This is a genomic window from Brachybacterium hainanense (assembly GCF_042434575.1).
In the GTDB taxonomy this organism is placed as follows: domain Bacteria; phylum Actinomycetota; class Actinomycetes; order Actinomycetales; family Dermabacteraceae; genus Brachybacterium; species Brachybacterium hainanense.
Map to the genome: position 1 here is coordinate 76,874 of NZ_JBHLSV010000002.1, position 14,081 is coordinate 90,954.

At 70.1% G+C, this 14,081-nt stretch carries 11 protein-coding genes; 5 read left to right on the forward strand and 6 right to left on the reverse strand.

Translation table 11 applies throughout. From position 1 onward, the window contains the following. Positions 1–64 precede the first annotated feature (64 nt). The 3 genes from ACFFF6_RS01845 to ACFFF6_RS01855 are packed head-to-tail and all read right to left on the reverse strand — an operon-like array spanning position 65 to position 3,118. Positions 65–895, reverse strand: coding sequence for a carbohydrate ABC transporter permease (locus ACFFF6_RS01845; protein WP_376977682.1), 831 nt, complete (start codon positions 893–895; stop codon positions 65–67). Continuing rightward, complete coding sequence (locus tag ACFFF6_RS01850; protein ID WP_376977684.1) at positions 892–1,821, reverse strand: carbohydrate ABC transporter permease; 930 nt, start codon at positions 1,819–1,821, stop codon at positions 892–894. Before ACFFF6_RS01850 ends, ACFFF6_RS01845 begins: the two co-directional genes overlap by 4 nt. A gap of 4 nt (positions 1,822–1,825) precedes the next feature. Further along, on the reverse strand, positions 1,826–3,118 hold the full coding sequence (locus tag ACFFF6_RS01855; protein ID WP_376977686.1) for an ABC transporter substrate-binding protein: 1,293 nt from the start codon (positions 3,116–3,118) through the stop codon (positions 1,826–1,828). A 511-nt stretch (positions 3,119–3,629) separates the two neighbouring features. On the opposite strand from ACFFF6_RS01855, the gene ACFFF6_RS01860 reads away from it, so the two are divergent. From ACFFF6_RS01860 to ACFFF6_RS01870, 3 genes are all read left to right on the forward strand, one after another. Next, the gene (locus ACFFF6_RS01860) at positions 3,630–5,930 is read left to right on the forward strand and encodes a family 78 glycoside hydrolase catalytic domain (protein WP_376977688.1); all 2,301 of its coding nucleotides are present in this window, start codon (positions 3,630–3,632) and stop codon (positions 5,928–5,930) included. 178 nt (positions 5,931–6,108) lie between these two features. Then, complete coding sequence (locus tag ACFFF6_RS01865; protein ID WP_376977690.1) at positions 6,109–7,758, forward strand: AbgT family transporter; 1,650 nt, start codon at positions 6,109–6,111, stop codon at positions 7,756–7,758. Between the two features lie 95 nt (positions 7,759–7,853). After that, positions 7,854–8,831, forward strand: coding sequence for an FUSC family protein (locus tag ACFFF6_RS01870; protein WP_376977692.1), 978 nt, complete (start codon positions 7,854–7,856; stop codon positions 8,829–8,831). Here ACFFF6_RS01870 and ACFFF6_RS01875 read toward each other — a convergent pair. Further along, positions 8,773–9,834 (reverse strand): hypothetical protein, encoded by a 1,062-nt coding sequence (locus tag ACFFF6_RS01875; protein ID WP_376977694.1) that lies wholly within the window; start codon positions 9,832–9,834, stop codon positions 8,773–8,775. The genes ACFFF6_RS01870 and ACFFF6_RS01875 overlap by 59 nt on opposite strands. A 182-nt stretch (positions 9,835–10,016) precedes the next feature. Here ACFFF6_RS01875 and ACFFF6_RS01880 point away from each other — a divergent pair, with 182 nt between their 5' ends. Beyond that, complete coding sequence (locus ACFFF6_RS01880) at positions 10,017–11,336, forward strand: amidohydrolase family protein (RefSeq protein WP_376977696.1); 1,320 nt, start codon at positions 10,017–10,019, stop codon at positions 11,334–11,336. 10 nt (positions 11,337–11,346) lie between these two features. After that, entirely contained in the window at positions 11,347–12,906 is a 1,560-nt protein-coding gene (locus tag ACFFF6_RS01885; RefSeq protein WP_376977697.1) for an SLC13 family permease, read from the forward strand. Positions 12,907–12,967: 61 nt separating this feature from the next. Here the strand turns inward: ACFFF6_RS01885 and ACFFF6_RS01890 are convergent, their stop codons facing one another. Together ACFFF6_RS01890 and ACFFF6_RS01895 are read right to left on the reverse strand one after the other, a co-directional pair. After that, positions 12,968–13,297, reverse strand: a complete 330-nt coding sequence (locus tag ACFFF6_RS01890; protein ID WP_376977699.1) for a hypothetical protein — start codon at positions 13,295–13,297, stop codon at positions 12,968–12,970. A gap of 69 nt (positions 13,298–13,366) precedes the next feature. Continuing rightward, positions 13,367–14,068, reverse strand: coding sequence for a Gfo/Idh/MocA family protein (locus ACFFF6_RS01895; protein WP_376977702.1), 702 nt, complete (start codon positions 14,066–14,068; stop codon positions 13,367–13,369). Positions 14,069–14,081 lie beyond the last annotated feature (13 nt).

Below are 14,081 nucleotides of genomic sequence, written 5' to 3' on the forward strand. Positions count from 1 at the left end.
GCGTCCTTCCCCTCGAGAGCTCCGGGACCCGATCCTACTCGGGCCCCCTCCTCACCTCCGGCAGCTACCCCTTGACCGACCCGGAGGTCATGCCCGCGACGATCTGCCGGTTGAAGAAGAGGAAGACCAGCAGCGGCGGGATCGTGATCAGCAGGATGTTCATGAACAGCAGGTTCCACTGCGTCGAGTACTGGCTCATGAAGTTGTACAGGGTCAGCTGGACGATCGCGTTCTCGTCCCCCGGCAGGAAGTACAGGGGGTTGGTGAAGTCGTTGAAGACGTTCACGGACTGCACCACGATGACGGTCACCACGGTCGGCTTCAGCAGCGGCAGGATCACCTGGAAGAACAGGCGCAGCGGCCCGCAGCCGTCGATGATCGCCGCCTCGTCGAGCTCCTTCGGGACGGTGCCCATGAACGCGCGGAACAGGATCACGCAGAAGGCGATGCCGTAGGCGACCTCCACGAGGATGAGGCCGGGCAGGGTCTTGAACAGCCCCAGGCTCTGCAGCACCCACACGGTCGGCACGACCGCGGGCGGGACGATGAGCCCCATCAGCACCATCGCGTTCACGAGGCCGTTGACCCGGCTTCGGCGGCGCTGGAGGGTGAAGCCGACCATCGCGGAGACGATCACCATCGCCGTCACGGACACGACCGTGAGGATCGTGGAGTTGATCATCGCGGTGATGAGCATGTAGTCCCGCGCCTCGAGGACCTCGAGGAAGTTCGAGGCGAATCGGAAGGTGGTGGGCCAGGAGAGGTCCAGCTTCGCGGACTCCTGACGGTCCTTCATCGCGTTGATCACGACCAGGGCGAAGGGGACGACGAAGACGAGGAGGAACAGGACGAACGTCAGCGCGCTGACGAGGGTGACGCGGATCTTCGACCTCATCGGTCCACCTCCGCCTTTCTCATGAGGACGTTGAGCGGGAGGACGATCGCCATCACGACCACGAACATGACGACGTTGCCGGCGGTCGACAGGCCGTAGAACCCGGCCTGGTACTGCTTGTAGACGACGGATGCGATCACGTCGGAGGCGAATCCGGGGCCTCCCTTGGTCATCGCCCAGATGAGGTCGAAGGACCGCAGGCCCCCGATGAGGGAGAGGAGGATGACCGTGAAGGTCGCGGGCCGGGCCAGCGGCAGCGTGATGTGCCAGAAGGAGCTGAACGCGCTGGACCCGTCGACGCGGGCGGCCTCGTAGTACTCGGTGGGGATCGCGGTGATGCCGGCCATGTAGATGACCGTCGCGAGACCCACGCCCTTCCAGATGTCGACGAAGGCGACGGAGATCAGCGCCAGCTGCGGGTTCGCGAGCCACTTCGGCCCCTCGATCCCGATGACCCCCAGGGTCGCGTTGATGAGCCCGTCGGTCGGATGCATCATCGTCGTGAACATGATCCCGACCCCGATCGTCGAGACGATCACGGGGAAGAACACCATCGAGCGCAGCAGGCCGCGGGCCCGGATCTGCGTGGTCAGCAGCAGCCCCAGCGCCATGCCGAGGACGACCTTCGCCCCGCTGGTGAGGACCGCGTACACGACGGTGTTGCGCAGGGAGCCGATCATCTGCGGCTCGGTGAGGAACTGGATGTAGTTGTCCAGCCCGATGAACTCCCAGTCGAACAGGCTCCACCGGGTGAGGCTGAAGAAGAACGAGGCGAGCGTCGGGACGACGAAGAAGACGAGGAACAGCACTCCGGCGGGGATGTAGTACCACAGCGGGTAGGTCCGATGGAGATAGCTGCGGCCGGGACGGCCGCGGGAGCGCCCCGCGGCCGGGGCCGCGGAGGACGGGGCGGTCAGCGCGGTCATCGGATCACCAGCCCTCCAGACCCAGCTGCTGGGCCTGCTTCTCGACGTCCTTGTCGTAGTTCTGCGCGGCGGTCTTCGCGTCGATGCTGCCGGTGCCCAGCTCGATGAGGATGTTCTCGAGGTTCGGGCCCTTGATGGGCGAGGAGAACTCGAGGGCTGGGGTGGTCGCGCCGTCCTTCTCGAAGTACGCCTGGAGATCCTTGACGGCGCCGGGCACCTCCGCGGGGAGCTCGACGTCGGAGACCATGTACGGGCCGGTGGGCTGGGAGACCGTCGCCATGGCGGCGAGCCCCTCCTTGCTGGTCACGAAGGCGACGAGGGCCTTGGCGGCCTCGACGTTCTCCGCGAAGGCCGGGACGTACATGCCGTCGGGGAGCCAGACGGTGAGGCCGTTGGTGGCCGCATCGTCGCCCGGCAGGGCGAAGAAGCCGACGTCCTCGATCGCGTCGGGATTCGAGGCCTGGATCTCGGTGACAGCGCTGGCGAAGATCGGGTAGTGCGCCCCGGCGCCGGTGGCGACGTAGCCGACGGCCTGCTGGTAGGTCGCGGAGACGTAGTCCTCGTTGATGAAGTCTGAGCTCGTGACCTGCTGATACCGCTCGAAGGCGCGGAAGGCGGTGGGGTCGTCGGCGAAGCCGATCTCGTGGGCCGTGTACTGCGCGGCGAAGTCAGGGTTCACGGCGGCGACGTTGTGGAAGTCGGCGAGGACGATGAACTGCGAGGTCCAGGTCTCCCCGTAGGACTGGATGATGCCGTCGATCCCCGATGCCTTCGCCGCCTCGCAGTTGGCCACGAAGTCGTCCCAGGTCAGCGGTACCTCGAGGCCGAGCTTCTCGTAGGTCGGGCGGTGGTAGAGGACGCCGCCGGCGTTGGAGCCGCCGTAGGGGGCGCCGTAGATCTTGTCCTCGGCCGTGACGGCGGGCTTGTAGGTGTCGACCACCCGGGAGACCCACTCCTGGTCGGAGAGGTCCGTGAGGTTCACGGCGGGGCTGATCGCCTGGAACAGCGAGCCGGAGTTGTAGTTGAAGGCGTCCGCGATGTCCTTCGTGCTCAGACGGGTCTTGATGAGATTGTCGCCCTCGGTGCCCCCGGGCCGGGAGTCGACTCTGAAGGTGAAGGCCTCCTGCGACTCGTTGAAGGCCTTCACGAGCGCCTCTGCCGCGGCGATGTTGTTGGGATCGTTGCCCGTGAGGAAGGTGACCTCGCCGCCTCCCCCGCCGCGGTTGCAGCCGGTGATCGCGAGGGCGGAGGCGGCGGCGCCGGCCGCGCCGAGGAATGAGCGACGAGAGAGGTCCATGGGTTCCACATCCACTTCGTTGTCCGGATGAGCCCCCGCACCATCGGCGGAGGAGCAGCGTTGTTGAAACGCTCCAAGCTGGAGCCGAGAGTAGGGCGCCCTCCCAGGGCATGTCAACGCCTCGATGTCGATTCGTGACCATCGGGCACAGTCGACGATTTTCTCGGCACGACCAGGGGAAACGCTTACCTGCAGGTCAGGCACCGGTTTTCATTGATGCGCTTCAAAGCCGCCGAGGCGTCCCTGCCGCACGACCCCTTGTCGCCCCCGAAGCGGCCGTGCTAGCGTCCGTTGAGTCGTTTCACGACCGGGAGGGCCATCGGGAAGGTCGGCGCCCCGCAGCACCGCGGCTGCACCCCGCACGCCGTCCTCGCTCGCGGACTCCGCCGCCCCGCCCGCCGCCGCTCCCACCCGCCCTCTGCCCCTCCCGCTCTCTGCTCGACGCAGCACCTGCCGCGCGCATCCCGGCACCGGGCCGCCGCCGAGCCCCCGACCACGAGGTGACCACGCCATGACCACCGCCCCCGCCCCGTCCCCCGCCCTCGACGCCGTCGGCCTCGACGTGCTCGACGGTGCCCTCGCCATCACCGCCCCCGACTCCCTCCCCCATGCGGTGACCGACGTGCACGCCCTGTCCCGGACCGTCACCCTCGACCAGGACGCCACGCAGATCGCCTCCGCACAGCTGCTCGCCACCGCTCACGGCGTCTACGAGCCCAGCATCGACGGCGAGCCGGCGACGACCTCGGTCCTGAACCCCGGCTGGACCGTGTACGAATCCCGCCTCCAGGTCCAGCGCTTCGACGTCACCGAGCTCGCCCGAGCGGCGGGCGCCGAGCTCACCCTGCGCGCCGACCTCGCCGGCGGCTGGTGGCGCGGCAACATGGGCTTCCGCGGCGGCGTCAACTACGGCGAGCGCACCGCCTTCCTCGCCGCACTCGTGCTCACCTACCGCGACGGCGCCGTCCAGACCGTCCTCACCGACGAGACCTGGACCGCGACCACCACCGCCGTCACGTTCGTCAGCATCTACCAGGGCCAGCACGAGGACCGTCGCCGCGAAGCCGGGGCCCCTCGCCCCGTCGCCGTCGCCGAGATCGACCGCGGAACCCTCATCGAGCAGTCCTCCCCGCTGATCGTCCGCCACGAGTCCCGGGCAGTCGAGCAGGTGATCACCACGGCGTCCGGGAAGACGATCCTCGACTTCGGCCAGAACCTCGTGGGCTGGCTGCGTTTCACCGTCACCGGACCCGCCGGCACCGAGATCACCCTGCGCCACGCCGAGGTGCTCGAGGACGGCGAGCTGGGCGTTCGGCCTCTGCGCAGCGCCGCCGCGACGGACCGCCTGATCCTCTCCGGCGACCCTGCGGGCGAGACCTTCGAGCCCACCTTCACCTTCCACGGCTTCCGCTACGCCGAGGTCACCGGCTGGCCCGGCCAGCTCGACCCGGCCGCGATCGAAGCCGTCGTCGTGCACTCCGACATCCATCGCACCGGCTGGTTCGAGAGCTCCCACGCCGGGGTGAACCAGCTGGTCTCCAACTCGGTCTGGTCCCAGCGCGGGAACTTCCTGGCCGTCCCGACCGACTGTCCGCAGCGGGACGAGCGGCTGGGCTGGACCGGAGACATCGCCGCCTACGCCGCGACCGCCGCCTACCAGTTCGACGTCGACGCCTTCCTGCACTCCTGGCTGCTGGACCTCGCCGCGGAGACCGCCGCGAACCCCCGGGGCTTCGTCCCGTTCGTCGTCCCCGACATCCTCAAGTTCTCCGAGGTCCCGAAGCAGGAGAACCCGGAGGACGAGTGGTCCGGAGCCACCGCCGTCTGGGGCGACGCCGCGGTCTGGGTCGCCGAGGCGCTGTGGACCGCATACGGCGACCTCGATCATCTGCGGGCCCAGTACCCCGGCATGGTCCTGCACCTCGAATCCGTGGAGCGCGCCCTGTCCGGATCGGGCCTCTGGGACCGGGGCTTCCAGTTCGGCGACTGGCTGGACCCCGATGCCTCCCCGCACGCCCCCGCCGATGCGAAGGCCGACAAGGGCGTGGTCGCGACCGCGTGCCTGATCCGCTCCGCCCGCTTCGCCGCCCGCGCCGCGGAGCTCATCGGCGAGGAGGACGGAGCCCGGCGCTGGCAGGAGCTCGCGGATCGGACCCGCGCCGCCTTCCTGGAGGCCTACGTCGAGCAGGACGGACGGATCCTCTCCGACTGCGCGACCGTCTACTCCCTCGCGATCGCCTTCGACCTGCTGCCGGAGGATCTGCGGGAGAAGTCCGCGGCCCGCCTCGCCGAGGTCGTCGCGGAGGCCGGGTACCGCGTCTCCACCGGTTTCGCCGGCACCCCCTTCGTCACCTGGGCGCTGTCGGAGACGGGACATGTCCAGGACGCCTACCGGCTGCTGCTCGAGAAGGGGAACCCCTCCTGGCTCTACCCGGTCTCGATGGGGGCGACCACGATCTGGGAGCGCTGGGACTCGATGCTCGAGGACGGCTCGATCAACCCGGGCGAGATGACGAGCTTCAACCACTACGCGCTGGGTGCCGTGGCGGACTGGATCTACCAGGTCGTGCTCGGGATCCGCCCGGCTGCGCCGGGCTACGCGGAGATCCTGATCCAGCCCGTCCCGGGCCCGGGGATCGACTGGGCCCGCGGCGCCTATGACTCGGTCGCAGGCCGCATCGAGGTCTCCTGGTCCGCTCCGGCCGAAGGCCCCTTCTCGCTCGAGACCACGATCCCGGAGGGCACCCGCGCCTCCGTCGTGCTCCCGGACGGGACGCGTCACGAGGTCGGCCCCGGCAGCCACCGGTTCTGAGGCGGAGGGCGCGCCGGGCGGCTCCGCCGCGGGTCTCCGCCCGGCGCGGATCAGGAGCGAATCCCTCGACCCCTCTCCCAGAGGCGGAATCGCTGCTTGATCGCACGTCCTCAGCAGGTCCATACTCGGCGATGAGAACCTCCCTCGACGAGGATCCTGAGGCCCGAAGGAGTCGTGGATGGCCGTCGCCGCCGATGCCGCCCCGCGCGGGGGCGTCCTCGACTGGGTCGAGAAGGTCGGGAACAAGGTTCCCGACCCGACCATCATGTTCGTGTACTTGATCGGAGTGATCGCGGTCCTCTCCGCGATCCTCTCGTGGGCGGGCGTCTCCGTCACCGACGAGGTCGTCACCCCCGTTCCACACGACGAGTTCCAGCAGGTGAACGAGCACTTCGGCGGAACCTGGGGGATCTACGACTCGACCACCGGAGCGCCGGCGTCGGTTCCCGACTACATCATCACCGAGCAGACCTTCGAGGTCCGCAACCTCCTCTCGATCGAGGGGCTGCGCTTCTTCTTCGAATCGTTCGTCGATAACTTCGCCGGCTTCGGAGTGGTCGCGGTGGTCCTCATCGCGATGGCCGGTGTGGGCGTCGCGGAGCATGCCGGTCTCATGGGCGCGCTGATCCGCAAGGTCGTCAAGGTCGCCCCGCCACGCTGGCTGGCGCTCATCCTGATCTTCGTGGGCGTGCTGTCGTCCGTCGCCACCGACGCCGGCTACCTGATCCTCGTGCCGCTCGCCGCGGCCGCATTCCTCACGGTCGGCCGGCACCCGCTGGCCGGTCTGGCAGGGGCCTTCGCCGCGGTGGGCGCGGTGTTCGGCGTGAACCTGCTGATCACACCGAGCGACTCGATGCTCACCGAGATCACCAACGAGGTCCTCACCTCCGCCGGCATGGCGCCCATCGAGGTCACGCAGAACTACTACTTCGCGATCGCCTCCTCGATCGTCCTGACGTTCGTGGTCCTCGGGGTGACCGTGCTGGTGACCGAGAAGCGTCTGGGCGCCTACGACCGCGCGGAGCTCGCGTCCGATGCCGCGGACGAGCCGGCGGTGGACGACGCCGCGGAGGCCCGCGGCCTGCGCTTCACGCTGTGGGCGCTGCTCGCCTTCATCGGACTCGTGGCCCTGCTCGTGGCACCGCCCGGGGCGCCGCTGCGCGACCCCGAGACCGGGGACATCATCGGCACGACCCCGTTCATGGCGAGCCTCGTGTTCCTCATCTCGCTCGCGTTCCTCGTGTGCGGCATGGCCTACGGCGCCGGGGCCCGGACCCTGCGCGGCGGCTCGGCAGCGGTCGGCGCGATCGCGAAGACCTTCGCGAGCCTCGGCGGGCTGCTCGTCATGTTCTTGATGATCGCGCAGTTCATCGCGCTGTTCTCCTGGACGAACCTGCCCACGATCGCCGCGGCGAGCGCTGCCGAGGCTCTCCAGCAGGCCCGTGTGCCCGCCATCGTCCTGCTCGTCGCGTTCATCCTGGTGATCGTCCTGCTGGACTTCATCCTCCCCGGCCTCGTGCCCAAGTGGGTCATCTTCGCCCCCGTGTTCATCCCGATCTTCGCGAGCCTCGACGTCGCACCGCAGACGCTGCTGGCCGCCTACCGGGTGGGCGACTCCCCGATCAACGTGCTCACCCCGCTCATGGTCTACCTGCCGTTCATGGTCACCGTCGCCCAGCGCTACAAGAAGGACGCGGGGATCGGCACGATCATCGCGCTCATGCTCCCGTACACGATCGCGATCCTGGTGATCTGGACCGTGCTGTACGTCGCCTGGTTCCTGCTCGGGATCCCCTGGGGCCCCGGCGCCCCCGTACAGATCGGCTGACCCGTCGCCGGGCACGGGCCGCGAGCTCCAGGGCAGGCCAGGGGCATGACAGGATGGCACCGATCGAGATCGGGACGGCGGAAGGCGGATCATCCATGGACGGCGCACCCCTGAGCGGAGTCCGGCTCATCGCGCTCTCCGCCGTGCTCGTGGTCGCCGCGCTGCTTCCGGTCGGAGCCGCCGCTCTCCTGGCGGGCGGCGGCTTCGCGATCGGCGTCTACCTCGGGATCGTCCTGACCACGGCGACCGTCCGCAGCCTCGAGCGCCGCGATCAGATCCTGGTCGCCGCGACCAGCGCCCTCACGGCCGGTGCGGGCGTCCTCGCGGCCGGGTCGCTGGTCGCCCAGCTGCTGGTCCTCGTGATCCTGTGCGCGGTCCAGGGATTCTTCGCGACCCGCAGCGCCCGGGCCGTCGCCGTGCTGCCCGCGATCTTCGTGCTCTACGCGACCGTCTCCCCGCAGGCGAGCCCCCTGCTCGCGGCTCTCGGCGTCGCCCTCGGGGCAGCATTCCTCATCGGCATCGCCGCGCTCGCGAAGGTCACCCCGCAGCCGGAGCCGGTCGCCGTCCCCGCCGCGGTCGTCCACGGCGTCGTCCTCGCCCTCGGCTGCTGCCTCCTGCTGGCGGTCTGCGAGGCATGGGACCTGCCGCGGGCGAAGTGGGCGGTGCTCGCCTTCTGCCTCATGAGCGTCCCGACCGGGCGCAGCTGGACGCGCCCCCTGCTCTACGTGGGCGCGACCGCGCTCGGCAGCGCGATCGCGGTCCTCATCAGCATGGTCGGGAGCCTGGGTCTGGACCTCGCCGCGCTCGCCGTCGCCGCGGTGGCGACCGTCGCCCTCAGCCTCGTGAAGAAGGAACCGTGGGCGGTCGCGTCGATCGCGACGGCGGTCGTGCTCATGGGGAGCCTGGGCTCCAGCGGCGAGATCGGCCTGGGCGCGGCCCGCACCGGGCAGGCGGTGCTCGCCCTGGTGGTCGCCCTCGTGCTCATGCTGCTGGGCCAGCGCCTCGAGCAGCTCCTCAGCGCCCGGTTCGCCCCCGGCGGGCCGCATCCCGGCGCCACAGCAGCATCGCGATGAGACCCAGCGCGAACGGACCCGCGACCGTGACCGTCCGCCAGACGATGGCCGCCGCGATCGACGGCTCGACCGTTCCCGGCCCCGCGGTCTGCGCGAGCGAGCCCAGCATCGCCGAATCCATGACGCCGAGCCCCTGCGCGGGGAACATCGTCAGCGGATACGCGAACAGGTAGGCGGCGGCGACCTCGACGAGCGGCGCCTCGCCTGCCCCCACCCCCAGCATTCGCAACGAGGCCGTGAAGATCAGCAGGTCCACCACGAGCACGCCGTATGTCGCGAGCATGGCCTGCGGGAAGCGGCGCTCCGCCCCCTCGGACAGATTGCCCTGGAACTCCTGCATCGTCCGCGCCCAGGCCTCCGGATCGGTGCGCCGGCGCACCAGGCGGACCGCCCGCCCCGCTCCCCGGCCCACGGCCGCGGCCCAGCCCTGGCCGCGCACGACCAGCAGGACGCCGGCGACCAGCAGCGCCGCGATCGCGATGCTCACCGCGTCCAGGAGCCGCAGCCCCGGGGGAACATGCAGGAGCGGCAGCAGCGCGAAGCCCAGGATGGGCGCCGAGAAGCGGCCGATGAAGAACGTGATCGCGTTCATCGTCGTCGCAGCGAGCGCCTGGTTCGGATCCATGCCCCAGGTGCGGAACATCGCCACGCGCAGCACCATGTCGCTGGGCGGCGGCGCGAAGGCGGAGGTCGTCGCCGCGGACAGGTCGTTGATGGTGCTCCGGTACAGGCCCGCCCCCGGCAGGAAGATCGCCAGCGGCGCCGCGTTGAGGACCTGCCGCACGACCAGCAGACCGATCAGCACCACGGGGCTCCACCAGGGCAGACGCCCCAGGGCGCCCGTGACCTGGTGCAGGTCGATCCGCCCGTGCAGGCGGACGACCATGACCACCACGAACACGGCGACGGCGAGCAGGAGGATCCGGGACTGCCAGGATCGGCGCCCGGTCCGGGCGACCGCGGCCTCGGGCTGCGGGAGGGCCGCAGAGGCGCGGGCGCTCATCGGAGGCGCCCCCGGAGGAACGGAGCGGCAGGAGCCGTCGGGACAACGGGATGCATGGGGCATACCGTACCGCCGCCTCGCGCACCGCTGATCCCATGGATCAGCGTTTGCGCAGGTCGATTCCGTGATGCGACGGGGGCGTCCCGCTGGACGCAGATCCTGAGGAGTGCAAGGATCGGACCATGATCACTCCCTTCGCCCTGCTCGGCGCGACCGTCCTCACCGGCGATGCCGCCGGCACCGCTCACGCCGACTGGACGGTGGTGGTCGACTCCTCCGGGACGATCGCCCAGGCCGGACCCGCCGATCAGGTCGAGATCCCCGCGGCCATGGCCCGGATCGACGCCTCCGGGCGCTACGTCATCCCCGGTCTCATCAACGCGCACGCGCACCTGTTCGCGGACGGAACCGTCCTCGCGCCGATCCTCACCAAGCCCGCCACCAAGAAGTACGTCGCCTGGTTCATGCGCTCCTTCGCCGGCAGCGCCCTGGTCCGCAAGCGCACCCGCACGAACCTCCGCACGCAGCTGCACACGGGAGTGACCACGCTGCGCAGCGTCGGCGACGTCGGCTACGAGGTCGTCGAGGCGGGAGCGGCCATCGAACGGGGCGAGCAGGTGGGCCCGCGGGTGCTCGCCTCCGGACCGCTCATGGCGATCACCGACGGCCACGGCGCCCCGCAGATCGCCCATATCTGCGACACGCCCGAGCAGGCCCGTGCCCACACGCAGGCCGCCGTGCGGGCCGGCGTCTCCGCCATCAAGATCGCGGCGACCGCCGGGGTCAGCGACGCCAAGGAGATCGGCTACGCCGGCAAGCCGGAGATGCCCGAGGCCTCGATGCGGGCGATCTGCGAGGTGGCGCATGAGGCCGGGATCCTCGTGGCCGCCCATGCCCAGTCCGCGGAGGGCGTGGCCGCCGCGCTGCGCGCCGGGGTCGATACGATCGAGCACGGCAGCGCGATGAGCGAGGAGATCATCCAGCTGTTCCTGGACAACCCCGCCTCCCTGCGCGGGAGCTCGGCCCTCATCCCCACGCTGCAGGCCTGCCTCCCGATCGTGAAGCTCCCGCTCGAGAAGAGCGGCGCGGATCCGGTCGTCAAGGCCAACGCGGAGATGATCCTCGAGGAGATGCTCTCCGGCATCCGCACCGCGGTCGAGCACGGGATCCGCGTCGGCGTCGGCACCGACTCCTCGGTCAGCTTCGTCACGCACTCGAACTACTGGCGCGAGATGGACCTCCTGCGGCGCTACGCCGACCTCTCGGCGGACGCCGTTCTCCATGCGGCGACGCAGGTCAACGCCCAGATCCTCGGCATCGACGCCGTGACCGGCTCGATCGAGCCGGGACGCAGCGCCGACCTCGTCGTCCTCGAGAAGGACCCCCGCAGCACGTTCCGCAACCTCGCGGAGCCATGGATGGTGGTCGCCCGCGGCGAGCGGATCATGCACCCGGAGATCCCGCGGATCACGAAGATCGACGAGCAGCTCGACACGCTCTGAACGGACGCCTGTGCTGACACCGCTGGTCTGGACCGCCGTCATCCTCGTGGCGGCGGTCATCGCCTTCCTCACCAACCGTCTGAACCCGGCGATCATCGCGCTCGGCGTGGCGCTCTCCCTCTACCTCACCGGGACCAACTCCCTGCAGGAGACCCTCGCCGGCTTCGGCGACCCGATCGTCATCTATCTCGCCGGGCTGTTCGTGGTCAGCGAGGCGCTCGATGCGACCGGGGTGACGGCCTGGGCGGGTCAGCAGCTGACCCGGAGGATCGGCGACGGCCGCGCGAAGGTGCTCGTGGCGCTGATGATCATGACGGCTCTGCTGACCGCGTTCATCAGCGTCAACGGCGCGGTCGCCGCTCTCGTCCCGGTCGGGGTCATGCTCGCCGCACGCACGCGCGTCTCCCCCTCGCAGATGCTCATGCCGCTGGCCTTCGCCGCGCACGCCGGGTCGATGCTGACCATGCTCGGCACCCCCGTGAACGTGCTCGTCTCCGAGCTGTCGGTCGAGACGGGATCGCGGCCCTTCGGCTTCTTCGAGTTCGCGATCGTCGGCGTGCCGATGCTCGTCGGAGTCATCCTCATCTGCGTGCTCCTGGGGCCGGTGCTGCTGCCCGCGCGCCATCCCGAGAACGCCCCCCGGGACCTGTCCGACTACGCGCGCGTGCTCGCGGCCGAGCACGGGCTGCGCAGCGGCGAGACGGACCTGACCTACGAGGAGGGCGTGGTGGAGATCGTCATCCCGCCGCGCTCCCCGTTCCTGGGCGACGAGGTCCATCGGGGCATGCGCACAGAGTCCGGGGACCTGATCGTCACCTCGTTCCGGCGTGGCGGCGAATCCATCGACCACGGGACGCTGCAGGTGGGCGACGTGCTGCTGATGCGCGGAGCCTGGGATGCGCTCGAGCGGAAGGCCGGGCACAGCGGCGTCCTCAGCGTCGATGATCCGGACCTGATCCGGCGGCAGTCGGTGCGGCTGGGGGCGCGCTCCTATGTCGCCGTCGCCGTGCTCGTGGTCATGTGCGTCGTGCTCGCGCTCGAGCTGCTGCCCCCGGCGATCGTGGTCATGATCGCCGCAGCCGTGCTCGTGGTCTCCCGCGTGCTGTCCTTCGCACAGGCGCAGCACTCCATCTCGCTGACCACCATCATCGTCGTGGCCGGGATGATCCCCCTGTCCACGGCGATCCAGACGAGCGGAGCCGCGGACCTCGTCTCGGACACGCTCGTGGCGACGTTCGGGGCGAGCTCGCCCCGTCTGCTGCTGGTGTGCATCGTGCTGATCGTGCTGGTGCTGGGCCAGTTCCTCAGCAACCTCGCGACCGTGCTGATCGTCGCCCCGGTCGCGGTCGTGGTCTCCGAGAACGCGGGGGTGTCCCCGCTGCCGATGATGATGGGCATCACCATCGCCGGTGCCGCCTCGTTCCTCACCCCGGTCGCGACACCCGGAAACCTCATGGTGCAGGATCCCGGGGCCTACCGCTTCGGCGACTACTGGAAGCTGGGGCTGCCGTGCATGGCCCTGTACTTCGTCATCGCGACCGTCCTCGTGCCGATCGTCTGGCCGTTCTGATCGGACCTGTGGTCCTGGCGAGCCCGGCCGGGCGGCCGGGATCCGGCCGCCGCAGGATCGCTCAGGCCCAGACCTGACGGCTCGTGCGCACCGTCCTCCCGGTCCGCGCGGATTCGAGGACGGCACCGGCCAGGTAGTGATCCTGGCACGCCTCGGCGAGGCCGTAGAAGCCGTGCCCGCCGCGGACGAGCTCCGTCATCCCCGCCAGGCACGAGGCGACCGCGATCTCGTCGTCGATCAGGGGCGCCGGGGCGAAGGGGTTCTCATAGATCCACTCCTCGCCGAGGACGAGTCCTCGCAGGTAGTGACCCTCGAAGTTCGTGAACTGGCCGGTGTCCACGCGCCGGATCGCGCACTGCATCGGCGTCCGGAAGTCCTGCAGGTAGCGCACCTCGAGCCCGTCGATCTCGCCGCGCTCCCCGCGTGCCAGGAGGTGGGTCCGCCGGATCCAGGAGCGGTTCTACGCGGGCGCCCAGTCGTAGACGCCGAAGCGGTCGCCGAAGTCGACGATGCCGAGCGTCAGCTCCGCCGAGAGCATCCGTTCCTCCTGCGGGTCGCCGCTGCGGCCGGGACCGCCGATCAGGGGCGCATCGAGACGATGGGCGGTGATGGTCGCGTCCTCGAAGCCGATCCCGAGCACGCGACGCATGATGCTGATCGCGTGGTACTCGTGGCTGATCGACACGCGCGCCTCGCGCACGGTTCCGACCTTCCCGGACCGGGCGATCGCGATCTGCGCGGCGATCAGCGGATGCCGATGGTACTGCTCGGCGACCTGCACGGGGGCGTCAGCACCCACGGCCCGGAACAGGGCGGTGAGGTCCGCGTCGGTGTCCGCGGGCGGGGTCTCGGTGAGGACCGGCAGGCCGGCGCGGACGGCTCGGACGATCAGGTCGGGAGCGGCCGTGCGCGGGACGGACAGGACGAGGAAGTCGGGGCGCCTGTGCGCGAGCAGCTCCTCGAGGGTGGCGAAGGCCGGCGCCCCGAACTCGGCGGACATGCGAGCGGCCTTCTGCGGGGTCCGCACCACCATTCCCGCGAGCTCGAAGCGTTCGGGCAGCGCGGCGATCACGCCGAGGATGAACTCGGCGCGCCATCCGGAGCCGATGAGGGCGACGCTCGCGGGAGCGGAGTCGACGACGGGGCTGTACGGGGGTCTCATGGCGGCATCCGTC